At 56.9% G+C, this 26,366-nt stretch carries 21 protein-coding genes and 1 tRNA gene; 14 read left to right on the plus strand and 8 right to left on the minus strand.

Going from position 1 to position 26,366, the window contains the following annotated elements:
- Positions 1 to 75: 75 nt before the first annotated feature.
- The 9 genes from MARHY_RS05885 to MARHY_RS05925 all read left to right on the plus strand — a co-directional run bounded on the left by MARHY_RS05885 (position 76) and on the right by MARHY_RS05925 (position 10,206).
- Positions 76 to 2,676, plus strand: coding sequence for a TRAP transporter permease (locus MARHY_RS05885; protein ID WP_011785535.1), 2,601 nt, complete (start codon positions 76 to 78; stop codon positions 2,674 to 2,676).
- Positions 2,677 to 2,827: 151 nt separating this feature from the next.
- Complete coding sequence (gene thrS / locus MARHY_RS05890) at positions 2,828 to 4,753, plus strand: threonine--tRNA ligase (protein ID WP_014420984.1); 1,926 nt, start codon at positions 2,828 to 2,830, stop codon at positions 4,751 to 4,753.
- Positions 4,750 to 5,295 (plus strand): translation initiation factor IF-3, encoded by a 546-nt coding sequence (infC, locus tag MARHY_RS18495; RefSeq protein ID WP_081432078.1) that lies wholly within the window; start codon positions 4,750 to 4,752, stop codon positions 5,293 to 5,295. The genes thrS and infC overlap by 4 nt, the downstream gene beginning before the upstream one ends.
- Positions 5,296 to 5,387: 92 nt before the next feature.
- On the plus strand, positions 5,388 to 5,579 hold the full coding sequence (gene rpmI / locus MARHY_RS05900) for a 50S ribosomal protein L35 (RefSeq protein ID WP_007151842.1): 192 nt from the start codon (positions 5,388 to 5,390) through the stop codon (positions 5,577 to 5,579).
- Positions 5,580 to 5,629: 50 nt separating this feature from the next.
- Complete coding sequence (rplT, locus tag MARHY_RS05905; RefSeq protein ID WP_011785532.1) at positions 5,630 to 5,983, plus strand: 50S ribosomal protein L20; 354 nt, start codon at positions 5,630 to 5,632, stop codon at positions 5,981 to 5,983.
- Positions 5,984 to 6,120: 137 nt separating this feature from the next.
- Positions 6,121 to 7,119, plus strand: a complete 999-nt coding sequence (gene pheS / locus MARHY_RS05910; RefSeq protein ID WP_011785531.1) for a phenylalanine--tRNA ligase subunit alpha — start codon at positions 6,121 to 6,123, stop codon at positions 7,117 to 7,119.
- Between the two features lie 62 nt (positions 7,120 to 7,181).
- Positions 7,182 to 9,554: a phenylalanine--tRNA ligase subunit beta gene (pheT, locus tag MARHY_RS05915; RefSeq protein ID WP_014420987.1), complete on the plus strand. Its 2,373-nt coding sequence runs from the start codon at positions 7,182 to 7,184 to the stop codon at positions 9,552 to 9,554.
- A 3-nt stretch (positions 9,555 to 9,557) separates the two neighbouring features.
- Positions 9,558 to 9,860, plus strand: coding sequence for an integration host factor subunit alpha (ihfA, locus tag MARHY_RS05920; RefSeq protein WP_011785529.1), 303 nt, complete (start codon positions 9,558 to 9,560; stop codon positions 9,858 to 9,860).
- The gene (locus MARHY_RS05925; RefSeq protein ID WP_011785528.1) at positions 9,841 to 10,206 is read left to right on the plus strand and encodes a MerR family transcriptional regulator; all 366 of its coding nucleotides are present in this window, start codon (positions 9,841 to 9,843) and stop codon (positions 10,204 to 10,206) included. The genes ihfA and MARHY_RS05925 overlap by 20 nt, the downstream gene beginning before the upstream one ends.
- An 89-nt stretch (positions 10,207 to 10,295) precedes the next feature.
- Here the strand turns inward: MARHY_RS05925 and MARHY_RS05930 are convergent, their stop codons facing one another.
- Positions 10,296 to 10,484 (minus strand): YgaP family membrane protein, encoded by a 189-nt coding sequence (locus tag MARHY_RS05930; RefSeq protein WP_011785527.1) that lies wholly within the window; start codon positions 10,482 to 10,484, stop codon positions 10,296 to 10,298.
- 112 nt (positions 10,485 to 10,596) lie between these two features.
- Between MARHY_RS05930 and MARHY_RS05935 the strand changes: the two genes are divergently transcribed.
- Positions 10,597 to 11,238: a Crp/Fnr family transcriptional regulator gene (locus tag MARHY_RS05935; protein ID WP_014420989.1), complete on the plus strand. Its 642-nt coding sequence runs from the start codon at positions 10,597 to 10,599 to the stop codon at positions 11,236 to 11,238.
- Here MARHY_RS05935 and MARHY_RS05940 read toward each other — a convergent pair.
- On the minus strand, positions 11,227 to 12,363 hold the full coding sequence (locus tag MARHY_RS05940) for a glycerate kinase (protein ID WP_014420990.1): 1,137 nt from the start codon (positions 12,361 to 12,363) through the stop codon (positions 11,227 to 11,229). The genes MARHY_RS05935 and MARHY_RS05940 overlap by 12 nt on opposite strands.
- A 1-nt stretch (position 12,364) precedes the next feature.
- Positions 12,365 to 12,817, minus strand: coding sequence for an Lrp/AsnC ligand binding domain-containing protein (locus MARHY_RS05945; RefSeq protein ID WP_011785524.1), 453 nt, complete (start codon positions 12,815 to 12,817; stop codon positions 12,365 to 12,367).
- Between the two features lie 199 nt (positions 12,818 to 13,016).
- Here MARHY_RS05945 and putA point away from each other — a divergent pair, with 199 nt between their 5' ends.
- The 3 genes from putA to MARHY_RS05960 all read left to right on the plus strand — a co-directional run bounded on the left by putA (position 13,017) and on the right by MARHY_RS05960 (position 19,243).
- Complete coding sequence (gene putA, locus MARHY_RS05950) at positions 13,017 to 16,646, plus strand: bifunctional proline dehydrogenase/L-glutamate gamma-semialdehyde dehydrogenase PutA (protein WP_014420991.1); 3,630 nt, start codon at positions 13,017 to 13,019, stop codon at positions 16,644 to 16,646.
- A 117-nt stretch (positions 16,647 to 16,763) separates the two neighbouring features.
- Complete coding sequence (locus MARHY_RS05955; protein ID WP_081496555.1) at positions 16,764 to 17,975, plus strand: MFS transporter; 1,212 nt, start codon at positions 16,764 to 16,766, stop codon at positions 17,973 to 17,975.
- A 2-nt stretch (positions 17,976 to 17,977) separates the two neighbouring features.
- A complete protein-coding gene (locus tag MARHY_RS05960) occupies positions 17,978 to 19,243 on the plus strand; it encodes an MFS transporter (protein WP_014420993.1) in 1,266 nt (421 codons plus the stop codon).
- 50 nt (positions 19,244 to 19,293) lie between these two features.
- On the opposite strand, the gene MARHY_RS05965 is transcribed toward MARHY_RS05960, so the two are convergent.
- Together MARHY_RS05965 and MARHY_RS05970 are read right to left on the minus strand one after the other, a co-directional pair.
- Positions 19,294 to 19,370: transfer RNA gene (locus MARHY_RS05965), tRNA-Pro, on the minus strand.
- Between the two features lie 110 nt (positions 19,371 to 19,480).
- Positions 19,481 to 21,124: an FMN-binding glutamate synthase family protein gene (locus MARHY_RS05970; protein WP_014420994.1), complete on the minus strand. Its 1,644-nt coding sequence runs from the start codon at positions 21,122 to 21,124 to the stop codon at positions 19,481 to 19,483.
- Positions 21,125 to 21,396: 272 nt separating this feature from the next.
- Between MARHY_RS05970 and MARHY_RS05975 the strand changes: the two genes are divergently transcribed.
- The gene (locus tag MARHY_RS05975) at positions 21,397 to 22,992 is read left to right on the plus strand and encodes a BCCT family transporter (RefSeq protein WP_014420995.1); all 1,596 of its coding nucleotides are present in this window, start codon (positions 21,397 to 21,399) and stop codon (positions 22,990 to 22,992) included.
- Between the two features lie 67 nt (positions 22,993 to 23,059).
- Here MARHY_RS05975 and MARHY_RS05980 read toward each other — a convergent pair whose 3' ends face one another.
- The 3 genes from MARHY_RS05980 to MARHY_RS05990 are packed head-to-tail and all read right to left on the minus strand — an operon-like array spanning position 23,060 to position 26,329.
- Positions 23,060 to 24,007 (minus strand): alpha-L-glutamate ligase-like protein, encoded by a 948-nt coding sequence (locus tag MARHY_RS05980; RefSeq protein WP_014420996.1) that lies wholly within the window; start codon positions 24,005 to 24,007, stop codon positions 23,060 to 23,062.
- A 1-nt stretch (position 24,008) separates the two neighbouring features.
- Positions 24,009 to 25,526, minus strand: a complete 1,518-nt coding sequence (locus MARHY_RS05985) for an inactive transglutaminase family protein (RefSeq protein ID WP_014420997.1) — start codon at positions 25,524 to 25,526, stop codon at positions 24,009 to 24,011.
- Positions 25,523 to 26,329, minus strand: a complete 807-nt coding sequence (locus tag MARHY_RS05990) for an ATP-dependent zinc protease family protein (protein ID WP_014420998.1) — start codon at positions 26,327 to 26,329, stop codon at positions 25,523 to 25,525. The genes MARHY_RS05985 and MARHY_RS05990 overlap by 4 nt, the downstream gene beginning before the upstream one ends.
- Positions 26,330 to 26,366: the final 37 nt, after the last annotated feature.

The following is a 26,366-nucleotide window of genomic DNA, read 5'->3' on the forward strand; positions in this document are numbered from 1 at the left end:
CAGGAATATCAACAGAGCGGGCTGAGGCCCGCTCTGTTGATTCAGTAAGGTTATTTCCCATCACAGGAACATTCTATGGCAAAGAATGACCCCGGTACCGGGGCGGGAGTGGATGCCAGCAAGGTAGAACAGGTATTGCAGACCGAAACCGGAGGCCGGGCGCTGACCGGGCCTGCAGCGGTCATCCTGTTCATCGTTCCGGTGTGCTGGTCGTTGTTCCAGCTCTGGATTGCATCACCCCTGCCGTTCATTCTGAATTTCGGAATATTCAATTCCACCGAAGCGCGCTCAATCCATCTGGCGTTTGCGGTGTTTCTTGCATTCTCGGCATTCCCGATGATCAAAGGGGTGCATGCCAACAAGGTGCCCATATATGACTGGGTGTTGGCTTTGGCTGCTGCATTTGCGGCTTCCTATCTTTATGTTTTTTATGATGCTCTTTCGCAGAGGCCGGGGGCACCAACCACCATGGATCTCTGGGTGGCGTTGGGCGGCCTGGTATTGCTGCTGGAAGCTACCCGGAGGGCCCTTGGGCTCCCGCTGACTGTTGTTGCGGCGGTATTTATTGCCTACTCACTGGCCGGCCCTTACATGCCGGATGTGATTTCTCATAAAGGCGTGAGCCTGAACAAGCTGGCTTCCCACCAATGGCTCGGAACCGAGGGGGTATTCGGGGTTGCTCTTGGGGTGTCTACCAGCTTTGTTTTCCTGTTTGTGTTGTTCGGTGCCTTGCTTGAGCGGGCGGGAGCCGGTAACTACTTTATCAAGGTGGCTTACGCCATGCTGGGGCATATGCGCGGAGGCCCGGCCAAGGCGGCGGTGGTTTCCAGTGGCCTGAGTGGAGTGATTTCCGGATCCTCCATCGCCAATGTGGTGACCACCGGTACCTTCACGATCCCCCTGATGAAACGGGTCGGTTTCCCGGCAACCAAAGCCGGCGCGGTTGAAGTGGCTGCGTCCACCAACGGTCAGCTTACCCCGCCCATCATGGGTGCCGCGGCCTTCCTGATGGTCGAGTACGTGGGGATTTCCTATCTCGAGGTGATCAAGCACGCCATTCTGCCGGCACTGATTTCCTATGTTGCCCTGATTTACATCGTCCATCTGGAAGCCTGCAAGCTGAAGATGGAAGGGGTAGAGCGGCTGAATCGTCCAACCCTGGCCCAGCGCATGCTGAACTGGGTGGTCATTCTGATTGGCCTGATCGTACTGACCTTCGCGGTTTATTACGGGGTTGGCTGGACCAAAGGGGTGTTGGGTGAGGCCGCGCCCTGGGTGCTTGGGCCGATTCTGGTGATGATTTATGTCGGCCTGGTAGGTTATGCCACCCGCTTCCCGGAGCTGGAGGAAGACGATCCCAATAAAGAAATGAACGAGTTGCCAGAGGTAGGCCCCACCGTTAAAACCGGACTCTATTATCTGCTGCCGGTGGTGGTGCTGGTCTGGTGTCTGACGGTTGAACGCTTTTCGCCCCAGCTGTCTGCCTTCTGGGCGACCTTGTTCATGATCTTTATCGTTATTACCCAGCGGCCGCTGAAGGCCTTTTTCCGCAAGCATGGCGGATTGATGTCTGAATTCACCGGCGGCATCAGTGATTTGTTCCATTCGCTGGCGACCGGCGCCAGGAACATGGTGGGTATCGGCGTTGCGACAGCAACGGCCGGCATCGTAGTTGGTACGGTGACGCTGACCGGTATCGGCCTGGTGATGACTCAGTTCGTGGAATTCCTGTCTGGCGGAAATCTGCTGCTGATGCTCATCTTCACTGCTGTGATCAGTCTGATTCTGGGGATGGGATTGCCGACAACCGCCAACTACATTGTGGTTTCCACCTTGATGGCGCCGGTTATCGTAACCCTGGGGGCCCAGAATGGCCTGATCGTTCCGCTGATTGCGGTGCACCTGTTCGTGTTCTATTTCGGGATACTGGCGGATGATACGCCGCCCGTGGGGTTGGCCGCCTACGCGGCGGCCGCAATCTCAGGGGCAGACCCTATCCGAACGGGTGTCCAGGGTTTTACCTACGATATTCGAACCGCCATCCTGCCGTTCATGTTCATCTTCAATACGCAGCTGTTGTTGATTGGCCTGACTGGCTGGTTTGATCTGCTGGTTACGGTGTTCAGTGCCGTCACGGCCATGCTGGTGTTCTCGGCGGCAACTCAGGGCTTCTGGTTCACCCGGAGCCGGAAGTGGGAAACCCTGTTGTTGTTGCTGATTACCTTTACCATGTTCCGGCCCGGTTTCTGGTGGGACATGATCTATCCGCCGAACGAAGAACGGCCGGGGACAGCCGTTATGGAATACGTGGCGGATGTGCCTGCTGACGGTGAGGTGGTGCTGAAGGTGTCAGGCATGGCGCTGGATGGCAGTGATGTCACCACCTACGTCGAGCTTGAGATCCCTGAAGGTGAAACCGCGCAGGAGCGCCTGGCGGGTGCAGGCCTGGAAGTGTCAGAGCAGGGCGGTGATCTGGTGGTGGATTTCGTCAACTTTGGCAGTGCCGCGGAAGATGCCGGTATCCAGTTTGGCTGGACCATTGATGCAGTCCAGATTGAGCTGGAGCGGCCACCAAAAGAGTTGATGTTTATCCCGGCACTGTTACTGTTGGGCCTGGTCGCTTTCGGACAGCTCAGGCGCAAGGCACGGGAGGATGCTCAACCCCAGCCGGCCTGATTGGCTTCGGCTCCGTAAAAACCCGGCGTTGCTGCCGGGTTTTTTTCTGTTAGACTCGCCCTCAAATCCGGCTCGCGGTTTGTGTCGCGCAGCCCGGCAACCAAGTGATCTTTGGTATAGATCACCGCTGAGAAACCACGAGGAGATCATCATGCCCGTCATTACCCTGCCAGATGGCAGTCATCGCAGTTTTGCTGAACCCGTAACCGTACACGACGTTGCCGCAGACATTGGCGCGGGCCTGGCCAAAGCGGCCCTGGCCGGAAAGGTTAACGGAAAGCTTGTGGATACCAGCCACCTGATTGAAAACGATACAGAGCTGGCGATTGTGACGGAGCGTGATGAAGACGGCGTGGATATTATTCGCCACTCCACTGCTCACCTGATGGCCATGGCGGTTCAGGAGCTGTTCCCTGGCGCCCAGGTCACCATCGGTCCGGTAATCGAGAACGGCTTCTACTACGACTTCAAATATGAGCGCCCGTTTACCAATGAAGACATGGCGCGCATTGAAAAGCGTATGGAAGAACTCGCGAAACAGGATCTGCCGGTTTCCCGCTCCATTATGTCCCGGGACGAAGCGATCAAGCTGTTTAACGAGATGGGCGAGGAGTACAAGGTTCGCATCATCGAAGACATTCCGGGAGAGGAAGACCTGTCATTCTATCGTCAGGGCGACTTCATCGATCTGTGTCGTGGTCCTCACGTGCCCAGCACCGGTAAGCTCAAGGCCTTCAAGCTGACCAAGGTGGCCGGTGCCTATTGGCGTGGCGATACCAGTAATGAGCAGCTGCAGCGTATCTACGGTACTGCCTGGGGTAACAAGAAAGACCTCAAGGCCTACCTGCACCGCCTGGAAGAAGCTGAAAAAAGGGATCATCGCAAGATTGGCAAGAAGCTGGGCCTGTTCCACATGCAGGAAGAAGCCCCGGGTATGGTGTTCTGGCATCCGGATGGCTGGTCCCTCTATCAGGAGGTGGAACAGTACATGCGTGCCCAGCAGCATAAGCATGGCTACAAGGAGATCAAGACACCTCAGGTGGTGTCGCGGACCCTGTGGGAAAAGTCCGGCCACTGGGACAAGTTCAAGGACGACATGTTTACCACTGAGTCCGAGAAGCACGATTACGCCATCAAGCCCATGAACTGTCCGTGTCACGTGCAGGTGTTTAATCAGGGCCTGAAGAGCTACAAGGATCTGCCGCTGCGCCTGGCCGAGTTTGGCTCCTGCCACCGGAATGAAGCTTCTGGCGCGTTGCATGGACTGATGCGGGTGCGTGGTTTTACCCAGGATGATGCCCATATCTTCTGTGAGGAAGATGCTATCCAGGAAGAAGTGTCTGCATTTATTGCCATGTTGCACGAGATATATGCAGACTTCGGCTTCAGTGAAATCCTTTACAAGCTGTCCACCCGCCCTGAAAAGCGGGTCGGGTCGGACGAAGTCTGGGACAAATCCGAGGCAGCGCTCGAGCAGGCGCTGAACCGTGAAGGGGTTGACTGGGAGCTGTTGCCGGGCGAAGGTGCCTTCTACGGCCCGAAGATCGAGTTTTCTCTGAAAGATTGCCTCGGTCGGGTGTGGCAGTGTGGTACCATCCAGGTCGACTTCTCGATGCCGGGTCGTCTGGGGGCGCAGTATGTGGCCGACAATTCCGAGCGCAAAACGCCGGTTATGCTGCATCGGGCTGTACTGGGTTCCTTTGAGCGCTTCATCGGTATCCTGATCGAGGAGTACGAGGGTGCTTTCCCAACCTGGCTGGCACCGACACAGGTTGCTGTCCTGAATATTACCGATAAACAGCGTGATTACTGTCAGAATCTGGCCAAAAAACTGGATTCTTTAGGCTATCGGGTTAATGCTGACTTGAGAAACGAGAAGATCGGCTTTAAAATCCGCGAGCATACTCTAAATAAGGTTCCCTATCTGGTTGTTGTTGGCGATAAAGAAATCGAGAACAACGCCGTTGCCGTCCGGACACGTAAGGGCGAAGACCTGGGAACCATGTCGGTCGACGATTTTGAAAAGCTGCTTGCAGCCGACGTCGAGCGCAAAGGTAGAACCAAAACGGAGATCTGATTATTAAACAGCGAGCGAATCGGGGTGGGCGCGCACCCAAGGCGCCTATCAATGAGAATATTGACGCAACTGAAGTCCGACTGATTGATGCCGAAGGCAATCAGGTCGGGATTGTTCCGATCGAAGACGCCCTGCGTATGGCGGAAGAGGCGACCCTGGATCTGGTACAGGTTACGGATTCCGATCCGATCGTCTGTAAGATAATGGACTACGGCAAGAAGATCTTTGAAGAGAAAAAGGCCAAGGCGGCTGCCAAGAAAAAGCAGAAGCAGACGCAGGTCAAAGAGCTGAAGTTCCGACCAGGAACGGAAGAAGGGGATTATCAGGTCAAACTACGCAACCTGGTACGTTTCCTTGAGAACGGGGACCGCGGCAAGATCACAATCCGGTTCCGTGGACGTGAGATGGCACACCAAGAAATTGGTATGAAGCTCATGCAGCGGATTGAGGAAGATGTGGCAGAAATAGCCCAGGTTGAGATGCGGCCGAAAATGGAAGGCCGGCAGATGACCATGGTTATCGCACCCCGCAAGAAGAAGTGAACCTGATCCCGTGACGGGTCCCCCGCATTAGCGGGGGATTTGTCGTTCAGGGGCACAATTGTTTATCCAAAATAGAATGCGGAGTTTTAAAAATGCCGAAGATGAAAACCAAGAGCGGAGCTACCAAGCGGTTCAAGAAGACCGCCACTGGCTTCAAGCACAAGCAGTCCTTCACCAGCCACATCCTGACCAAGAAGAGCCCGAAGCGTAAGCGTCAGCTGCGCGGTACCAAGCTCATCGCCAAGTCGGACGTAGCGTCTATCAAGCGCATGACCGCGTGCTGATTCAGCCGCGCGAATCATTCCTTAGAAAGTAAAGGTAGAAGGATTAAAGTATGGCTCGTGTAAAGCGTGGCGTGGTAGCACGTCGTCGTCACAAGAAGATTCTCAATCAGGCCAAAGGTTACTACGGTGCCCGTAGCCGTGTTTACCGCGTTGCCAAGCAAGCGGTTATCAAGGCCGGTCAGTATGCCTACCGTGACCGTCGCAACCGTAAGCGTGCATTCCGCGCTCTGTGGATTGCCCGTATCAACGCTGGCGCCCGTGCAAACGGTCTGTCTTACAGCCGTCTGATCGCTGGTCTGAAGAAGGCGAATGTTGAAATCGATCGTAAGGTTCTGGCTGATCTGGCCATGAACGAACAGCAGGCGTTTGCCGCTGTTGTTGAGAAGGCCAAAGCGTCCCTGTGATCGCTTAAGCTCTTTCATCGATTGCTGATCGATCCGGGCGCCCCATGTTTCATGACGGCGCCTTCTGATAGGGGAAGGGCACGCTCTTCCCCTATTTTTGTTTTAACCTACCCCATTTCTGGTTTGGAGCAGGGTCAATGGAAAACCTGGAGCAACTGGTTCAGGACGGGTTGAATGCCGTAGAAAAGGCCGACAACCTGCAGGCGCTTGATCAAATTCGTGTGGAATACCTCGGCAAAAAGGGTGTGATTACCCAGCAGGCAAAAACTCTGGGCAAGCTCTCTGCGGAGGAGCGCCCGGCGGCCGGCCAGAAGATCAATGAAGCCAAGGGGCAGGTGGAGCAAGCCATCAACGCACGGCGGGCAGATCTTGAGAAGGCGGCCATTGAAGCCAGGCTTGCGGCGGAATCCATTGACGTAACACTGCCGGGACGGGGTCAGGATCTGGGTGGTTTGCATCCGGTAACCCGCACCCTGCAGCGCATTGAGGAAATCTTTGCCCGTGCCGGTTACAGCGTAGAGCAAGGGCCAGAAATCGAAGACGATTACCACAACTTCGAAGCTCTGAATATTCCCGGGCACCACCCGGCCCGTGCCATGCACGATACTTTCTATTTCAATCCGGGTACCTTGCTCCGTACCCACACCTCACCGGTACAGATTCGGACCATGGAAGCAGGCAAGCCGCCGTTCCGCATGATCTGCCCCGGACGGGTCTATCGTTGTGATTCCGATATGACTCACACCCCTATGTTCCACCAGGTAGAAGGTCTGCTGGTGGAGAAGAATGTGAGCTTCGCCGATCTGAAAAGCACTGTGGAGGAATTTCTCCGGGTGTTCTTCGAGCGGGATCTGAAAGTGCGCTTCCGTCCCTCCTACTTCCCGTTCACCGAGCCTTCGGCGGAAGTGGATATCGAATGGGGACGTGAGCCGGATGGCAGCATCAAGTGGCTGGAAGTGATGGGCTGCGGCATGGTGCATCCGAAAGTGTTCGAATATTGCGGTATTGATTCCGAGGAATATCGCGGGTTTGCTTTTGGTCTGGGTGTCGAGCGCCTGGCCATGCTTCGTTATGGAGTAAAAGACCTGCGTATGTTCTTCGAAAACGACCTGCGTTTCCTTCGTCAGTTCCGTTGATACGACACCAGGAATTGGCGTAACAGGCTCAGAATCAACCGAATCAGGACAGGACCAGGATAATGAAATTCAGTGAACAGTGGCTGCGCGAGTGGGTAAACCCGAACATTGGCTCTCAGGAGTTGATGGACCAGATCACCATGGCGGGGCTGGAAGTCGACGGCTTTGAGGCCGTGGCTGGCGAATTTTCCGGCGTGGTTGTGGGTGAGGTCGTTTCCGTTGCGCCCCATCCGGATGCCGACAAGCTGCGGGTGTGTCAGGTGAGCAATGGCGAGCAGACCGTGCAGGTGGTCTGTGGTGCCCCCAATGTTCGCGACGGGCTGAAGGTACCTTTTGCCGAGGTGGGCGCTGTGCTGCCCGGCAATTTCAAGATCAAGAAAGCCAAGCTCCGGGGGCAGCCCTCCGAGGGTATGCTGTGTTCGGAATCCGAGCTGGGCTTGTCCGATAACCATGACGGCCTGATGGAGCTCCCGGAGGATGCCCCGGTTGGGCAGCCGGTGGTTGACTATCTGAAGCTGAATGACATCACCATTGATGTGGATCTGACCCCGAATCGCAGCGACTGTCTGTCCATCAAGGGCCTGGCCCGGGAAGTGGGCGTGTTGAACAGCCTGGTCACCAATGCGCCTTCCATTCCGCACGTGGAAGCGGTGCACTCGGAAGTGCCTGATATCCGGGTGGAAGCCCCTGAGGGTTGCCCCCGTTATCTGGGGCGTGTTCTGCGAAACGTCAATCTGCAGGCAGAAACGCCGCTCTGGATGCAGGAGAAGCTGCGTCGTTCCGGTATCCGTTCCATTGATGCGGCGGTGGATGTCACCAACTACGTCATGCTGGAACTGGGCCAGCCCATGCATGCCTTTGACCGGGATGAGATCAAAGGTGGGATTGTTGTGCGTATGGCTGGCTCGGGCGAAAAACTGGTATTGCTGGACGGTCAGGAGGTCGAGCTTACTCCGGAAACGCTGGTGATTGCCGACCACGAGAAGCCAGTGGCCATTGCCGGTGTGATGGGGGGCGAGCATTCCGGGGTGAGTGAGAAAACCCGGGATCTGGTGCTTGAATCCGCCTATTTTGACCCGATCACGCTGGCCGGCAAGGCTCGTCAATATGGCCTGCATACAGATGCCTCCCACCGTTTTGAGCGGGGCGTGGATTATGAGCTGGCACGGGATGCCATGGAGCGGGCAACCGGTCTGCTGATGGCTATTGTCGGGGGTGAGCCCGGCGAAATTGTCGAAGTGGCCAGCAAGGAACACCTGCCAAAGGCGCGGGTGATTGATCTGCGTGAGCAGCGCCTGGCGGATGTGTTGGGGCTTAGAATTGACCGCACTACCGTTGAAGAGATTCTCAGCCGGCTTGGCCTGCACATCGACAAGCTGTTGAAAGACGGCTGGCGTATCAGTGTGCCCAGCTTCCGGCCGGATATTTCCATCGAAGAAGACCTGATCGAAGAGGTCGGTCGCATTTTTGGTTATAACAATCTGCCGGTCACCGAGCCAACCGGCTCGCTTGGGCTGCGGGCCCGGGAAGAAGCGGTTCGGCCGCTGTCTGCTGTGCGTAACTTTTTCGTCGCCCAGGGCTACCAGGAAGCGGTGACCTACAGCTTTGTTGATCCCAAGGTTCAACAGCTGGTGGATCCGGAACGTGAGGGGATTGCGTTGGCCAATCCCATCTCGTCGGATCTTTCGGTGATGCGCACGACGCTGTGGAGCGGCCTGCTTAAAACCGTGGGCTACAACCAGAACCGGCAGCAGCCCCGTATTCGTCTGTTTGAGACCGGTTTGCGATTCGTTCAGGATGCCGATGGCATCAGTCAGCAGCCGATGCTGGCAGGGGTGGTGGTTGGTAACCAGAATCCCGAAAACTGGGTAAACGGTCGCAGAACCACGGATTTCTTTGATGTAAAAGGGGAATTGGAAAGCCTGTTCCGACTGCTTGGCATCGAGGTTGATTTTATTGCCAGCCAGCACCCTGCGCTGCATCCGGGCCAGACGGCGGAACTGTTGAGGGATGGCGAGCATGTGGGCTGGCTGGGTGCACTGCATCCACAAGTTCAGAAAAATCTTGAACTTAATGGCACGATCCTGATGTTTGAGCTATTCTTGAATTCGATCGTTGCCGGTTATGTGCCTAATTTCAAAGATATTTCAAAATTCCCGGAAGTTCGCCGGGATTTGGCTATCATTATCGGGAGCGATGTGGCGTTCGCCCAGGTAGAACATGTGGCCCGTAAACATGCTGGCGAGCACCTCACGGCGTTGCGTGTGTTTGATGTCTATGAAGGTGAAAGCCTGGGTGAGGGTAACCGAAGCCTGGCTCTGAGCCTGTTCTGGCAGCATCCTGAACGCACGCTTAACGAGGACGAAGTGCATTCGCTCTTCAATGGGGTTATCGATGCCCTGAAAGAAGAGTTGGGGGCAACACTGAGGAGTTGACAGATGGCGGCTTTGACGAAAGCGGACATGGCAGAGCGCTTGTACGAGGAGTTGGGGCTTAACAAGCGGGAAGCCAAGGAAATGGTGGAAGCTTTCTTCGACGAAATCAGAGGCGCACTCAGCCACAACGAGCAGGTGAAGTTGTCGGGTTTCGGCAACTTCGATCTCAGGGACAAGAAGCAGCGACCGGGACGGAACCCGAAAACGGGTGAGGAAATTCCCATCAGTGCACGGCGCGTAGTTACGTTTCGACCAGGTCAGAAACTGAAGCAGAAAGTAGAAGCGTATGCTGGAACCCAGTCATAACAATGAGCTCCCGGTTATTCCGGGCAAGCGTTATTTCACCATTGGTGAAGTAGCCGAGCTGTGTGCGGTCAAGGCGCATGTGTTGCGCTATTGGGAGCAGGAATTCCCGCAGCTGTCGCCGGTCAAGCGCCGGGGCAATCGCCGTTACTATCAACGCGCGGATGTGATCACCATCCGCCAGATCCGCAGCCTGCTGTACGATCAGGGCTACACCATTGGTGGTGCCAAGCAGAAGCTCAGCAGCAGCGAAGTGAAGGATGATACTTCACAGTACAAGCAGTTGATCCGTCAGATGATCACCGAGCTTGAGGAAGTGCTGGATGTGCTGAACACGCCGGTGCGCTGAAACAGCAGTAAGCCTGTCTGTATTGAAGAACGACAAAGGCCAGAGTGGCGAGAGCAGCTCTGGCCTTTGTGTTTCTGGTGCCTGGAGGCCTATTTTGTTTTGCAGGTTTTGATGCCGAGCAGGGAATAGGCAGGGCAGTTTCCCACCAGTGCTGTTGCCAGCGGTACAATGCCAATCCAGCCCCAGGGCGTCTGAGGGCCAACAAAGACCAGGGCCAGCAGGACAACACCCACGATGGCACGAATAATACGATCAGCGGAACCCATGTTTACCGTCATCTTGGTCTCTCCTGTGTGATGTCGGATGATGGTTTGACTATAGGCCTGTTATTGGCCGGGTTCAGTGATAAAGTCACACAGGCAGACGACTTTCGATACAAGGCAATGCGGAATGGCCAGGCACAGTATTCTCGACACACTACATGACTCCTTGCGCAAAGATGCCCTGGAGGGTCTCCAGGCCATGCGTTTCCCTCCCGGGCAGGTGCTGTTCAGTGCCGGAGAACATTGCCGGGGGCTTCCCCTGGTGCTGGATGGCAGTATCAAGGTGCAGATGACCGGAGCATCTGGCCACAGCATCGTGCTCTACCGTATGGGCGCTGACGATATCTGCACGTTGTCCATTGGCTGTCTGATGACGGGCCGTGGCTACCGGGCTGAAGCCATCGTTGAAGAGGTGGCAGAAGCCGCCATTATCCCGCGCGGATTATTCGATCGGCTGATGGATCAGTCGGCAGAGTTCCGGCTGGGGATTATGGAGTCCTATGGCCGTCGACTTGACGATCTGATGTTGTTGGTTGAAGAAGTAGCGTTTCACCGTATGGATGAGCGCCTGGCGGAGTGGCTTCAGGCCCGTGCGGCTGATGGTCAGAGTGTACTGAATATTACCCATCAGGAGCTGGCCGTGGAGCTGGGAACGGCCAGGGAAGTGGTCAGCCGACTGCTTAAAGAACTCGAACGCCGGGGCCAGGTTCGGTTAGCCCGCGGCCGGGTTGAGCTCACCGGATTACGGAAAACCGCTTCACCGGCGTGAGAAACTGTGCGTCAGGCGCGCCAGCTGCTCCGAAGACTTCTCGAGGTTAGCTTCTGCCAGACCATAGGCTTCCGTCAGGGTGATGGGAGCGGGGGTGATCGAGAAAGCCGCTGTTAACCCAACGCTATGGAGCGGAGCCAGTTCAGCCCCTAATTTTCCACACAGGCCAATCACTGGTACACCGCAGGCATGCGCCAGTCTGGACACGCCGGCCGGCGTTTTTCCAAAGGCGCTTTGAGCATCGATGGCGCCTTCCGCGGTGATCACCAGATCCGCGTTGCGGATATGCTGCTCCAGTTTGACGGCCTCCATCACCAGCTCTATTCCCGGTTGGAGTCGGGCGCCCAGAATACCCTTGACCGTGCCACCGATACCCCCGGCGGCGCCACTACCGGGAAAGCTGGCAATGTCCAGGCCCTGCGCCTTAACCAGACGGGAAAAATGCGCAAGACTGGCGTCCAGCTGACGAACGTCGTCTTCATTGGCGCCTTTCTGCGGCCCGAAAACCGCTGCCGCTCCCTCCGGGCCCAGCAATGCATTGGTAACATCACAGGCCACAATCAACTGGATGCCGTTGAGTCTGCGAATGGCAGGTTCAAGGTCCGCCGTGGCCAGTCGTGCCAGGCCTGCACCGCCGGGCCCGATTTCCTCGCTCTGGTTATCCAGCAGGCGCGCCCCCAGAGCCTGCAGTATGCCCGCGCCGCCATCCGTTGTGGCGCTTCCTCCCAGGCCCATGATCAATGTTTTCGGCCGGTGTTTCAGGGCTGCCAGAATCAACTCTCCGGTACCACGGCTGGTTGCCCGGAGCGCATCACGGGCCTCGGCGGGTACACAATGCAAGCCACTGGCTTCAGCTACCTCAATCACGGCGGTTTCGTTGTTATTGGCCAGGCCAAAGCGGGCTTCGATACGCTCACCCAGCGGGCCCGTGACGGCCACCGTATGCAGTTGCCCGCCCAGAGCCTCTGTCAGTGCCACTGTGGTTCCTTCGCCCCCATCAGCGAGAGGGATTTCTACAATCTCATCCTCCGGGGCAGCGTTGCGCCAACCACGGGCGATGGCAGAGGCAACCTGCTGCGCTGAGAGACATTCCTTGAAAGAGTCGGGGGCAACAACGATCCGCATCTTACTGTCCTCGGTCTTTAACGTTTTCCATCACGACAAAAGTGCTGGTCTGGAGTACGTGGGGCAGGCTGGAGATCTGTTCTCCCAGAACCTGGCGGTATTCAGCCATGTTGCGGGTACGTATTTTCAGAAGATAGTCGAAATTCGCCGCCATCATATGACACTGCTCCACCGCGGAGATTTGCCGGACGGCCTCATTGAACGCCGCCAGTGCCTTGCTGCTGGTGTCATTCAGGGTGACCTGGGCGAACGCAACATGAGAGAGCCCCAGCTTGGTCTGATTCACCATGGCGCTGTAGCCGGTAATGTATCCCTGATCTTCCAGCCGTTTCATTCGTACCTGACAGGGAGTCTTTGATAAACCGACCCGGGAAGCAAGGTCTGTCACGGTAATACGGCCGTTCTTCTGCAGTTCCCGGATGATGGAAAGATCGATTCTGTCGAGATCTGCCATGACTGCTATCCTTTGAGATAGTGGATGAATTTTTTTAAAAGGCCGAAACGTCCAATATTAGCGAAAGTGCAGGCTTATAGATAATTTTTAGGGTACTAAAAAAGGAAAATAATAATCTATTTTGATGCTGAACAGGCTAATTGCATGTACCTGCTTCGCTAAAATGCGGTCAGTATTCAAACAATCAGGAGGGTACACCATGAGTCTTCAGCAATCTGTGGCACCGGAACTTAACGACATTCGCCAGGCGATCCGTGCAAACTACCTGGCAGATGAACATGAAGTGATTCACCGGCTGATTGCTGAGGCCCAGTTGTCGGATGAAACCCGAAAGGCGATCTCGGTCCGGGCGGCAGAGCTGGTGCGGGATGTCCGCAACAGCGCACGCCCGACCATCATGGAAAAGTTTCTCGCCGAATATGGGCTGACCACCAAAGAAGGTGTGGCTCTTATGTGCCTGGCGGAGGCTTTGCTGCGGGTACCCGACAACCTCACCATCCAGGACCTGATCGAAGACAAGATTACCTCGGGCAACTGGGGTGCTCACGTGGGCAAGGCCAAGTCCGGAATGATCAACTCGGCCACCCTGGCCCTGCTGATGACCAGCAACCTGCTGAAAGATTCCGAGCGCCAGAGTGTGGGTGATACCTTGCGTAAGCTGGTAAAGCGCCTGGGCGAACCGGTTGTGCGCACCGTGGCGGGCCAGGCCATGAAGGAAATGGGGCGCCAGTTTGTACTGGGTCGTACCATTGAAGAGGCGCAGGACCGCGGCAAGTCCCAGGAAGAGCGGGGCTATACCTATTCCTATGACATGCTGGGCGAAGCGGCGCGCACCGATGCCGATGCTCAGCGTTATTACCAGGCGTACTCTGATGCCATTGACAGCATCAGCAAGCGCTGCAAAGGCGATGTGAGGACGAATCCGGGTATCTCGGTGAAGCTGTCGGCGCTGCTGGCACGCTATGAGTACGGGCATAAAGAGCGGGTGATGAATGAGCTCATGCCCCGGGCACTCAAGCTCGCCAGAAAGGCGGCAGCGGCCAACATGGGCTTCAATATTGATGCCGAAGAGCAGGATCGTCTGGATCTTTCCCTGGATGTGATTGAGGCCATCCTGTCCGACCCGGAACTGAAAGACTGGCAAGGTTTTGGTGTTGTGGTCCAGGCGTTCGGCAAGCGTGCCTCGCAGACCCTGGACTGGCTCTATGCGCTGTCTGAAAAACTGGATCGCCGCATCATGGTGCGGCTGGTTAAAGGTGCTTACTGGGATGCCGAGATCAAGCGTGCCCAGGTGATGGGCCTGTCAGACTTTCCGGTCTTCACCCGCAAGGCCTGCAGCGACGTCGCTTACCTGGCCGGTGCTCGCAAGCTTCTGGGCATGACCGACCGTATCTACCCGCAGTTCGCCACCCACAACGCCCATTCGGTGTCAGCGGTGCTGGAACTGGCCAAGGATCTGAGTCGGGATAAATTCGAGTTCCAGCGCCTGCATGGTATGGGGGAATCCCTGCACGATCAGGTTCTGGAGGACAGTGGTGTGCCTTGCCGGATCTACGCGCCGGTGGGTGCTCACAAAGACCTGCTGGCTTACCTGGTTCGCCGGTTGCTGGAGAACGGTGCCAACAGTTCCTTTGTTAACCAGATTGTGGATACCAGCATCACCCCGGAAGAAATCGCCAAAGACCCTATTGATGTGGTGGTGGGCCTTGGCCATAACCTGTCCAGCAAAGCGATTGTGCATCCGTCGAAAATCTTTGGTGAGCAGCGTCGAAACTCCAAAGGATGGGATATTACGGATCCGGTGACGGTGGCTGAGATTGATGAAGGTCGTAATCGTTACAAGAGCCATCAGTGGAAAGGTGGCCCGATACTGGCCGTGGATTCTGTCAGTGACGAAGTGGTTGAGGTGCGGAATCCTGCAAACCCGGACGACCTGGTCGGTCACATCACCTATACCTCAGAGGCGGATATTTCGTCAGCTCTGGACGCCGCTCAGGAGGGCTTCAAACAGTGGTCTTCGGTACCGGCGGAAGAGCGTGCGGCCATGATTCGCAGGGTCGGCGACCTGTACGAAGAGAACGTGCACGAGCTGTTTGCGCTAACCACCCGAGAAGCAGGCAAATCCCTGTTGGATGCCGTGGCCGAGATTCGTGAGGCCGTGGATTTTGCCATGTTCTATGCCAATGAAGGCATTCGTTACAAGAATGACGGCGAAGCCCGTGGTGTGATGTGCTGCATCTCGCCCTGGAACTTCCCGCTGGCGATCTTTACTGGCCAGATTCTGGCGAACCTGGCGGCCGGTAACGCGGTGGTGGCCAAGCCGGCAGAACAAACCTCGCTGCTGGCCTTCCGGGCCGTGGAGCTGATGCATCAGGCGGGCATCCCCCGGGCTGCGATCCAGCTATTGCCTGGTACCGGCGCCACCGTCGGTTCTGGCCTGACGTCCGATGCCCGGGTGACCGGCGTGTGTTTCACGGGTTCAACCGCCACGGCGCAGCGGATCAACAAGGCCATGACCGAACACATGGAGCCGGATGCACCGCTGGTGGCAGAAACTGGTGGCCTGAACGCCATGATCGTGGATTCCACCGCGTTGCCGGAGCAGGTGGTGCGTGACGTGCTGGCATCCTCCTTCCAGAGTGCCGGTCAGCGCTGTTCTGCACTTCGCATGCTGTATGTACAGAAGGACATTGCCGATAATCTCCTGGACATGCTCTACGGTGCCATGGAGGAACTTGGTATTGGTGATCCGTGGCAGTTGTCGACCGATGTGGGCCCGGTGATCGACGAAAACGCCCGCAAGAAGATTACCGACCATTGCCAGAAATTCGAGCAGCAAGGCAAACTGCTCAAGAAACTCAACGTACCGGAGAAGGGCCTGTTCGTGTCGCCGGCAGTGCTTCAGGTGAGCGGAATTGAAGAGCTGGAAGAGGAGATTTTCGGCCCGGTTCTGCACGTGGCTACGTTTGAAGCCAAGGACATCGACAAGGTGATTGATGCCGTCAATGCCAAGGGCTACGGTCTGACTTTCGGTATTCATAGCCGCGTTGACCGCCGGATCGAGCACATTGCCAGTCGTATCAAGGTGGGCAACACCTACGTTAACCGTAACCAGATCGGCGCCATCGTCGGCTCCCAGCCATTCGGTGGCGAGGGACTGTCTGGTACCGGGCCGAAAGCCGGTGGCCCGCAATACGTGCGCCGTTTCCTGCGAGGTGAGGTGGTTGAAAAGCCTGCTCAGTCCAGTGACAAGGTGTTCAGTACCGACAAGGCCCAGAAGCTGATCGACAAGCTGGCCAAAGCAGCGGTACCGGAAGCTGAAGGTCGTCAGGCGTTGCTGGAGCCCTTCTTCGGTAAGGTGCCGGCGCCTCTGGACGAAGGGTACGAGGAGATGCCGGGGCCGACGGGCGAGCAGAACCATCTGTCCTGCCATGGTCGCGGTCTGGTGCTGTGCCTTGGCCCAGACGCCGAATCTGCCGTTGAGCAGGCCGGCACCGCCCTGTCGCAGGGTAACAAGGTGGTGGTGATTGCACCGGGCGCCGAGAAGGCACTGGCCGATGTCATCAAGGCGGGCCTTCCGGTTGTTGCCAGCGATGGCATGCTTGATCCGGACGCTCTGAGCCATCTGACCGGCTTTGAAGCGGTGGTGAGCGTAGCCGAGAAGCCGCTGCTCAAGCAGTACCGCATGGCGCTGAGTAAGCGTGAGGGCGCGCTGCTGCCGGTGATCACCGAACACAAGCTGGATCAGCGCTACGTGATTGAGCGGCATCTGTGTATCGACACCACAGCGGCCGGCGGTAACGCCAGCCTGATTGCGTCGGCTGAATAAAGCCGGTTTGGGCCGGGGGAGCGCTTCCCCCGGCTTGTCCTTTCCTCGCGTTTCTGTTGCGAGCCATTCGCGTTACCATAGCCCGCTTTAGCTACATCATTCGAATCGGGCTTCCACTTGCAAAGCAACCATTCCAGCCACCGCGACTCTTCCGGGCGAGCCTCTGAGGCCTCGCAAAATTTCTTCGCGGTCTGTCTGTCACTGACGCTGTGTTTTGTCGTCTATTCAATGCTGATTGTGGCAGTGCCTGTGTATGGACTTCAGCTTGGCGCGTCTCCGCTCGTTCTGGGTGCAGTGTTAAGCGCCCAGTATCTGCTACCGCTGGTCCTGGCCATTCCCCTGGGAGGCATCGTGAGCCGGTTTGGTGGCAGGGCCACGCTGCTGGCCGGGGCGGGCATTATGGTGGCAGGCTTGTTGTCGATGCATGCGTGGTATGGCTATGCGGGCCTCGTGACTGGTCAGTTGCTGGTGGGGCTGGCTCACCTCCAGATGGTTCTGGCTGCCCAGACCATCATTTCCAACCTGGGCACCGGGCCGAGGCTGGAGCAGTACTTTGGCTGGTATGCCACCTGGCTGTCGGGCGGGCAGGTTATCGGCCCGCTGTTGGCCGGTGTTGTGCTGAAGTCTTCTGGTACCCAGTACGTGTTCCTTGTGATGGCTCTGTTTGCGCTGGTCTCGGGCGTTGTAACACTCCGCCTGACCGGGCAGGCGAGGGAGCGTATTCACGTTACGCGAAAGCAGGCGGGTTTCCGGGCGCAATGGCAGCTTGTCGGCAGTAACCGCGGGGTGCAGTTGTCGATTCTGGTCACGGTATTGGGGATGTTCGCGCTCGGGGTCTACGGCAGCTATTTGCCAGTGTACCTGGAGAGCCTGGCCATCAGCCCGTTGATTATTGGAGTTCTGGTCAGTCTTCGAGCCGGTGTGTCCATGCTGGTTCGGCCGTTTATGGCGCGCATTATTGCACTTGCCGGGGGCCGCGTGCCGACAGTGTTGCTCTCGCTCGGTACCCTTGCCACTGGCTTGGCTTTTCTGGGGGCGTCTGAGCAGTTGCTGCTGATGGCTGCCCTGGCCATGCTGGTCGGTATCGGTTCCGGCCTTACCCAGCCTTTATCCATGGTGATCCTGGCGGAATCTGTTGAACGTGAGCGGCGCGCAGGGGCATTGGGTATGCGTTTGATGGCAAACCGGGCGGTGCACTTTCTGGCGCCCCTGTTCTTTGGTCTGCTACTTGAACTGAGCGGCTTTACACTGGCTTTCGCTGCTTCAGGTATACTGATTGGCTTCGCGCTTATTGTGGCGCACCGACTGTTCAGCTCCGGGAATCTGTAACCATGTCTGGCACGGCCTCCGGCACCTATGATCGACTGATCAACCCTGTACTTTTCGCAGGCTGTATTATTATTCTGGTTGGTTTTTCCGTGCGGGCTTCTTTTGGTCTGTTTCAACTGCCGATTGCCCTGGAATTTGCCTGGCCAAGGGAGTCGTTTTCTCTGGCCATCGCCATTCAGAACCTGTTCTGGGGCATCGGGCAGCCGATCTTTGGAGCTTTTGCCGAACGCTACGGTGATCGCAAAGCTATCCTGGTGGGCGGTATCTGTTACGTGGTCGGGCTGGTTGCCTCGGCATTCGCCATTACCCCGGGCCAGCACCAGCTTCTGGAAATGCTGGTTGGGTTCGGGATTGCCGGAACCGGATTCGGGGTCATCCTCGCTGTCGTAGGGCGCTCTGCCCCGGAAAAGCATCGCTCCATGGCGCTGGGCATTGCAACCGCAGCCGGTTCTGCAGGGCAGATCATTGGCCCGCCCGTCGCGCAGGCGCTGCTGAGCCAGATGCCCTGGCAAAGCGTGTTCATGGTGCTGGCCGGTTTCATTACGGTGTCGATGCTTGCCCTTCTGTTCATGCGGGCACCCAAGGCGGCACCCTCGGTCTCGACCGATGAACCGATGGGAGTGGTGCTGAAGCGAGCGGTGAAAGACCCCTCGTTCCTGTTCATTTTTATCGGCTTTTTCTCTTGCGGGTACCAACTGGCGTTCATCACCGCGCATTTTCCGGCGTTTATTACGGAAATGTGTGGGCCAATTACGCCGGACAGCCTGATCTACGTGCTGGGGGTAACGTCAGCGTCCGGGCTCGGCGCCATCTCAATTGCCCTGATCGGTCTGTTCAATATCGGTGGCACACTGATGGCCGGCTGGTTGGGTAACCGATACTCGCGCAAGTACCTTCTGGCGACGATTTACCTGTTACGAACAATCGTCTCTGCCGCCTTTATCATGGCGCCCATCACTCCTGAAAGCGTTGTGCTCTTCTCGGTGGCGATGGGTTCGTTGTGGTTGGCAACGGTACCGCTGACGTCTGGCCTGGTTGCCCACATCTACGGGTTGAAGTACATGGGCACGCTCTATGGCCTGGTATTCTTTTCGCACCAGCTTGGCGGTTTTCTTGGTGTCTGGCTGGGTGGAGCCCTGTACGACCTCTACCATAACTACACGCTGGTGTGGTGGATCGGTGTAGGCGTCGGGGCGTTGTCGGCACTGATTCACCTGCCGATTCGGGAATACCCCTGGGAGAAGCGTGGGCAGGCGGTCGCTGCCTGATAGAACGACAAAGCCCGGACCTTTCGGCCCGGGCTTTGTGTAGGGAATTCTGGTCGGGACGGTAGGATTTGAACCTACGACCCCTTGCACCCCATGCAAGTGCGCTACCAAGCTGCGCTACGCCCCGTAAACTGCAAACCGCCGAGAAACAAGGTTTATCTCAGTGGCTTAGCGGGAGCGAAGTCTACACCAGCCCAAACTAAAAATAAACACCGGGCTGGCGAATTTCTCTCGAAATCAACGTAACTTGGTCTCCCGCAGCGCCAGGATGAATTCCGGCGGCTCGAAGGTATCCGGTTGGGCGCTTTCCCAGTACTTATCGAACACCCGAAGGCCGGTTTTGCCTTCCAGTAGTGCTCCCGGTTCGAGGAACGGAAACAGGTCCAGATAGCTATGCACTTCGGTTTTGGAGATGCGGCGAACGATGTGCTCCGGGCCAAGCTCAGAGGGATGCCGGAGACCCGAGGCCTCAAGCAGATTCTGCAGGGCATCCAGAGTGTTCTTGTGGAAGTTGAATACCCGCTCGCTTTTCAAGGGCACGTCCAGTTTATTGCCACGACGCGGATCCTGTGTTGCGACCCCGCTGGGACAGCGGCCGGTATGACAATTCAATGCCTGGATGCAGCCCAGGGAAAACATGTAGCCCCTGGCGGAATTACACCAGTCCGCTCCCAGAGCAAGGGTGCGGGCAATATTGAACGCGGACGTAATCTTGCCTGCGGCGCCAATGGCGATGTCTTCGCGCAGGTGAGTGCCCACCAGTGTGTTATGAACCAGAAGCAGGGCCTCTGTCATCGGCATGCCAAGGCGATTGATGAACTCCAGTGGCGCCGCACCGGTGCCGCCTTCGCCGCCATCAACCACGATGAAATCGGGCTTTTTGCCTGTCTTCAGCATGGCCTTAACGATGGCGAACCATTCCCAGGGGTGGCCAATGGCGAGCTTGAAGCCGACCGGTTTGCCGCCGGAGAGGCTTCGCAGCTGTTCGAGGAATTCCAGCAGTTCAATGGGGGTGGAAAAGGCGGAATGGCTGGCGGGTGAAATGCAGTCTTCGCCAACCTGAACGCCTCGGGCTTCAGCGATTTCGGGGGTCACTTTTGCACCAGGCAAAATGCCACCGTGGCCTGGTTTTGCCCCTTGAGATAGTTTGACCTCTATCATTTTGACCTGGTCCAGGGTGGCATTCCTTTCGAACATCTCGGCATTGAAGGAGCCGTCGGGATGCCGGCAACCGAAATAGCCGGAACCGATTTCCCAGACCAGATCTCCGCCGGGTTCCCGGTGGTAGCGGGAGATCGATCCTTCCCCTGTGTCGTGGTAGAAGCCTCCTTTTTTTGCGCCGGTATTCAGGCTCAGAATGGCGTTGGCGGAAAGTGAGCCAAAGCTCATGGCGGAGATATTGAAAACGCTTGCACTGTAAGGTTTCTCGCAGTTTTTGCCGATCAGAATCCGGAAGTTACTGCTGTCGAGTCGGGTTGGGGTGAGCGAGTGGTTCATCCATTCAAAGCCCTCGTCGTACATGCCTAACTGTGAGCCGAATGGTCGCTTGTCGAGCACGTTCTTCGCCCGCTGGTAGATAATAGTGCGCTGTTCCCGCGAGAACGGCCGCTCCTCCGTATCGGACTGGATAAAGTACTGCCTGATCTCCGGGCCGATCGACTCAAACAGATACCGGAAGTTGGCCATGATGGGATAGTTTCGGCTAACAGTATGCTTTCGCTGCAGTAAATCCCAGGTGCCGAGGGCTGTGAGCGCACCAAAAATCACCGGAAACAGATAGCCTGCTCCAAGCCAAATCGTTACCGGTAACGACACCAGCAGCCCGGCGATGCTGAGGACATAAGCGGAATAGCGCAAAGGGAAGGTGGTGGTTTTTTCCATGAATACCTCTGGGTGCTGTCGGGCGGGTGTCGGCGAAACCTTGCAGTATAACTACGTCACTTGTCCGGGTAGTAGACCTGTTTCAGGGAACAATCTTTGCCTCTGCAAAATCTGGACTATGCTGATGTAGATAAAAAAGGCATTTTTCTTGCTTTTGATGTTTTGAGTTCAAAGTAATAAAATGACCGGCTTGTAACGTATGAATGATTGTTCATTGCGTTATCCATTCACTCAGCATATTCAGTGATCACACCAGACCAGGAGGCGCCAACGTGGGCGAGGTAGTGAAAGACGAATATCAGACGGATTACGTCGCAGGCCAGGATAATATCAATCCGTTCGGCCTGGATCTTCATAACTGGGTTTTCCCGGTAGCGGCCATCATTGTGGTTCTGTTTGTTATCGGAACCCTGATGTTTCCGGTAGCGGCGAAGGAGACTCTTGATGGGGCCAAGTGGGACATTATTGCCAGTTTTGACTGGTTCTTCCTGCTCAGCGCCAACATTTTCGTGGTTGTCAGCCTTGCGCTGATCTTCATGCCGGTAGGCAAGATCCGGCTGGGTGGACAGGATGCAACGCCCGAATTCTCAACCATGTCCTGGTTTGCCATGCTGTTCGCAGCCGGGATGGGGATCGGCCTGATGTTCTGGGCCGTGGCCGAGCCGGTGGCCTACTACACAGGCTGGTACGAAACCCCGTTCAATGTGGCTGCCAACTCTCCCGAAGCGCGTGATCTGGCGATGGGGGCAACCCTTTATCACTGGGGGCTGCACCCCTGGGCAATCTACGCCATTGTGGCTCTGTCTCTGGCGTTCTTTGCGTTTAACAAGAACATGCCACTGACCATCCGTTCCGCGTTTTTCCCACTGCTGAAAGACAAGGTGTGGGGCTGGCCGGGGCACATCATTGATGTCCTCGCGGTTGTGGCCACTATCTTTGGTCTGGCCACGTCACTTGGCTTTGGTGCCCAGCAGGCTGCCTCCGGCCTGGATTACCTGTTTCAGGTAGGTTCTGGCACCAATGTGCAGATGGCTATCATTGTTGGCGTTACGGCCTTGGCGCTCATTTCCGTGCTGCGTGGCCTGGACGGCGGCGTGAAGGTGCTCAGTAACATCAACATGGCGACTGCGGGCATCGTGTTGTTCTTCGTGATCTTCGCCGGTCCGACCATGACCATTCTGGAGACCATCTGGGTAACCTCTTCCACCTACGTGGCCAACGTTGTGCCGCTGAGTAATCCGTTTGGTCGTGAAGACGAGGCGTGGTTCCAGGGCTGGACTGTATTCTACTGGGCCTGGTGGATTTCCTGGTCACCGTTCGTAGGTATGTTTATCGCGCGGGTTTCAAAAGGCCGGACAGTACGCGAGTTCGTCACTGCGGTTCTGATTATCCCGACCTTGATCACCACCGTATGGATGAGTGGTTTCGGTGGCACGGCACTGGAACAGATCCAGCAAGGCGTTGGTGTGCTCGCAGACAAAGGGCTGACCGAGGTTTCTCTGGCGACCTTCCAGATGTTTGAGCAGCTGCCCTGGACCGGCATTGTCTCGTTCGTCGGTATTATCCTGGTGCTGGTGTTCTTCGTAACCTCGTCGGATTCCGGCTCGCTGGTGATCGACAGCATCACCGCTGGCGGCAAAACCGATGCCCCGACGGCTCAGCGTGTATTCTGGGTGGTCATGGAAGGTGCCATTGCGGCGGCGTTGATCTTCGGCGGTGGCGAAGACGCTCTGGGCGCGATCCAGGCCGTGGCCATCAGTGCCGGGTTGCCCTTCACGGCAATACTTCTGCTGATGACCTGGGGCTTGTTGAAAGGCCTCACCCATGAGAGGAAGTTGCTCCTGCAAAGGGGTGAGCTGACCTCCTGATCAGCGGGTCTGAACAAAAAACCGGAGCTACACCAGCTCCGGTTTTTTTATGCCCAAACACTGATTGTCAGCGCCGGGCAAAGCTTTCCATGGCAAACAGCGCTCGCTCTCTGGGGCTGAAATGTGGGCGCTTGAGGCTCTCGATCGCGTTGAGCCTGGGCAGTAGGCCGCAGCCGTTGGCCATCTGAATGGCCAGACCGGGTCGGGCGTTCAGTTCGAGCAGCAGTGGGCCTTCGTTGGCGTCCACCACCAGGTCTACCCCCATATATCCCAGGCCGGTGGCCTCATAGCATCGGGCTGCCATTTCCAGCATGTTTTCCCAGTCTTCAATCCGGATATTCTCCAGAGCCAGTCCGGTGTCCGGGTGCAGGGTAATCGGCCGATTGAACTGAACTGCGTTCAGGCTCTGGCCAGAGCCGATATCCAGCCCGACGCCAACAGCCCCCTGGTGCAGGTTGGCTTTACCGTCGGACGCGGTGGTTGCCAGCCGGAGCATGGCCATGACGGGATATCCCTGAAACACCACGATCCGGATGTCGGGTACGCCCTGGAAGGAGTACTTGGCGAGTGCCGGGGAGGACTGAACCAGATTTTCAACAATGGCAACATCCGGGGTACCGGCAAGGGAATACAGGCCAGCCAGAATGTTGGTGAGGTGACGCTCCAGCATGGCGACGGAAATGCGGGCGCTGGAGGCCTTGATAAAGTCGTCGCCGTCTCGCCCGGTAATCACGGTAATGCCCTTGCCGCCAGAGCCTTTTGCTGGCTTGATGGCGAAACCGGCCAGATCCTCTGCCATTTCCCGAAAATGGGAGATTTCGTGTTGTTGGCGAACCACCTGCAGCAGCTTGGGGGTTTTTACGCCGTATTCGCTGACCGCCAGCTTGGTTTTCAGCTTGTTGTCCACCAGCGGGTAGGAGGTGCGATCATTGTACCGGGCAATGTAATCTACATTGCGCCGGTTCATGTTCAGCATCCCGAGATTTTTCAGCCTGCGAGGAGAGATCCAGTCCATATCAGTCGTAGGCCTTCATCGGGGTAAACCGCTTGAGCTCGCTGAGTTTGTAGCCGGTGTACTGACCCATCAGCAGGATCAGCCCGAGAATAACCAGATGTAACTCCGGGAAGTTGAAGGTGAGGTGGCCAGCCAGCGGTGTACTCATGGCCAGGTAGGCGCAGATGGCCACAAACAGACTGCCTGACCCCTGCACAAGCACTTCGCGGGCGCCTTCCTCTTCCCAGAGAATGGACATACGTTCGATGGTCCAGGCGATGATCACCATGGGGAAGAAGGTGACGGTCATGCCGGTGTTAAAGCCCATCTGGTAGCCAATGATGCTGAGCCCTGCGGTGATGAAGATCACCAGAATGATCAACGCCGATATGCGTGATACCAGCAGCAGGTTCAGGCTGGAAAGATAGCCGCGCAACAGCAGGCCAATGGCTACAACGGACAGAAATGCGATCAGCCCCGGCACCAGAGTGGTCTGTACAAAGGCCACGGCAATCAGGACCGGCATGAAGGTGCCCGATGTCCGGATGCCAATGACAATCCGCATGAAGGCGACAATGAGGGCGCCGATGGGGAGCAACAGCAGCATTCGAAACATGCTCTGTTCTTCGATGGGTAGCTGGTAGAAACCGAGCACACTCAGCCCATTGGCGTTGGACTCCAGCGTTGCCAGTTGCAGCGCCGGCACGGTCTGCCGCAGCATGGAAAAGCTTACTTGGGAGTCGTCGCCACCCACCACGTCGAGGAGGGAATCTGCCCCTTGTCTCCAGAGCAACAGGTTTTCCGGTACACCTTGTTCTGCGGTGCGCGGGTCGAAGGTAAGCCAGCGCTTGCCATTGTATATCTGTAGAAATGGCACCAGTTGTTGGCGACGGCGGGCATCCTCAAGCTTCAGGGCATCTGCGGTGCGCGCAGCGATGCCAGCGTGGTTCAGCATCTTCACCAGCAGTTGCAGATAGTTGTCGTCGGATACCAGCAGTGTTGTGTTCTGGGTGCGGTTGTCTGGCTGCATCAGGCGGATCAGCTCGCGGGTCATGCTCTCCGGGGAACTGGATCGCTCGGAAGCCTGGGTCAGGAGCTCTCTTACGGCGGTGGCCTGGGGCTCCTCCCAGAAAACCGTCAACGCCCGGGGTTTACGCACTGGTGGAGTATGAATTGCGTCTTCATCCGGTACAAACTGTGCCTTGAAATAGAGAGTCTGAGGACCGGCGACGTCTCGTTTTGTCCACTGTGCCCTGCGCCCGCTGTTGCTATCCAGAATTGAGAAGCCGTAGCCGGGCGAGGCGGCCTGCTCCGTCAGGATGCGGAAGCCGGGCGGTTGCTCCGGGATGTGCAGGCTCACTTCAGCCGGGCTGTTCTGGCCCTCGAAATCGACTCGCGCCTCAATCATCCAGACCGGACGTTGTTCACCGGTCATCCACGGAATACCCAATTCCAGATGGCGCCAGGTGGCGATCGCTATCCCTGCCGCAATCAACAGGAAGACAAACACGTAAAACGGGACCCGGGAGCGTACCGTCATTCTTCCTCTCCGTTTGCCGCTTGTTCAAGGTAGGATTCGGGCAGCTCTGTTGCGAATTCCTTGCCGACATCGATCAACATGACGTCTCGCAATACGTTGCGGCCAATCAGGACTTCGTAAGTCAGATTTGTCCGGTCTGCCAGGGTAAACTCAGCCACCTGCTGGTGGTCGCCAATGGCAAACTGAAGCTCCACCACCACCCGTCGCTCTGACTCATCGGCACTGGACTGGATAATCTTCACGCGCCTGGAGATTTCTTTCTCCATGGCTACCCACTCGGCATCCTCAGTACCAGGAACGGGCACTTCAAAGCGCACCCAGTTGCTGCCATCCCGTTCAAAACGCTGAACGTTACGGGCGTGTATGGAAGAGGTTTCCGCGCCACTGTCGATTCGGGCGGTATAGACATGGTCGGGGCCAGCCAGGAAAAACTTTTCGACCTCACCGACAACGACTTTGCCTTTGAGGCGATCCGCCCGGCCTTTATCTTCGCGGGAAGCGGGGCAGGTAGGTGCCGCCTTTGGTGGTGGGCACGATGGCTTTTCAACCTGAGTGGCAATGGCCTGGAGAATGGTCTGGGTAGAATCCTGATTCTGCTGCAGGAGCTTTTCGTGCCTTACACCGGCATTCTGCTCCATGGTAACAAGGGTCGCACGCTGGCTTTGGACCGAGGCTCGCACCTCTTCAATATTCTCTTTCGGTACCATGAAATAACGATCGGAAGCGCAACCAGAAAGTGCGACTGCCAGCCCTGTTAAGGCAACTGCGAACGATGAGCGGGTTTGCGAAACACTGGACCCCATGAATATCCCCTGAACCGGCCGTGAGAATTATTGGCAC

This window comes from Marinobacter nauticus ATCC 49840 (assembly GCF_000284615.1).
GTDB classification, from domain to species: domain Bacteria; phylum Pseudomonadota; class Gammaproteobacteria; order Pseudomonadales; family Oleiphilaceae; genus Marinobacter; species Marinobacter nauticus.

Excerpts from the sequence above, each read along its gene's own strand:
- MARHY_RS05885 (WP_011785535.1), top strand. The coding sequence starts at position 76 with ATGGCAAAGAATGACCCCGGTACCGGGGCGGGAGTGGATGCCAGCAAG.
- thrS (WP_014420984.1), top strand. The coding sequence starts at position 2,828 with ATGCCCGTCATTACCCTGCCAGATGGCAGTCATCGCAGTTTTGCTGAA.
- rpmI (WP_007151842.1), top strand. The coding sequence starts at position 5,388 with ATGCCGAAGATGAAAACCAAGAGCGGAGCTACCAAGCGGTTCAAGAAG.
- rplT (WP_011785532.1), top strand. The coding sequence starts at position 5,630 with ATGGCTCGTGTAAAGCGTGGCGTGGTAGCACGTCGTCGTCACAAGAAG.
- pheS (WP_011785531.1), top strand. The coding sequence starts at position 6,121 with ATGGAAAACCTGGAGCAACTGGTTCAGGACGGGTTGAATGCCGTAGAA.
- pheT (WP_014420987.1), top strand. The coding sequence starts at position 7,182 with ATGAAATTCAGTGAACAGTGGCTGCGCGAGTGGGTAAACCCGAACATT.
- ihfA (WP_011785529.1), top strand. The coding sequence starts at position 9,558 with ATGGCGGCTTTGACGAAAGCGGACATGGCAGAGCGCTTGTACGAGGAG.
- MARHY_RS05925 (WP_011785528.1), top strand. The coding sequence starts at position 9,841 with ATGCTGGAACCCAGTCATAACAATGAGCTCCCGGTTATTCCGGGCAAG.
- MARHY_RS05930 (WP_011785527.1), bottom strand. The coding sequence starts at position 10,484 with ATGACGGTAAACATGGGTTCCGCTGATCGTATTATTCGTGCCATCGTG.
- MARHY_RS05935 (WP_014420989.1), top strand. The coding sequence starts at position 10,597 with ATGGCCAGGCACAGTATTCTCGACACACTACATGACTCCTTGCGCAAA.
- MARHY_RS05940 (WP_014420990.1), bottom strand. The coding sequence starts at position 12,363 with ATGCGGATCGTTGTTGCCCCCGACTCTTTCAAGGAATGTCTCTCAGCG.
- MARHY_RS05945 (WP_011785524.1), bottom strand. The coding sequence starts at position 12,817 with ATGGCAGATCTCGACAGAATCGATCTTTCCATCATCCGGGAACTGCAG.
- putA (WP_014420991.1), top strand. The coding sequence starts at position 13,017 with ATGAGTCTTCAGCAATCTGTGGCACCGGAACTTAACGACATTCGCCAG.
- MARHY_RS05960 (WP_014420993.1), top strand. The coding sequence starts at position 17,978 with ATGTCTGGCACGGCCTCCGGCACCTATGATCGACTGATCAACCCTGTA.
- MARHY_RS05970 (WP_014420994.1), bottom strand. The coding sequence starts at position 21,124 with ATGGAAAAAACCACCACCTTCCCTTTGCGCTATTCCGCTTATGTCCTC.
- MARHY_RS05980 (WP_014420996.1), bottom strand. The coding sequence starts at position 24,007 with ATGGACTGGATCTCTCCTCGCAGGCTGAAAAATCTCGGGATGCTGAAC.
- MARHY_RS05985 (WP_014420997.1), bottom strand. The coding sequence starts at position 25,526 with ATGACGGTACGCTCCCGGGTCCCGTTTTACGTGTTTGTCTTCCTGTTG.
- MARHY_RS05990 (WP_014420998.1), bottom strand. The coding sequence starts at position 26,329 with ATGGGGTCCAGTGTTTCGCAAACCCGCTCATCGTTCGCAGTTGCCTTA.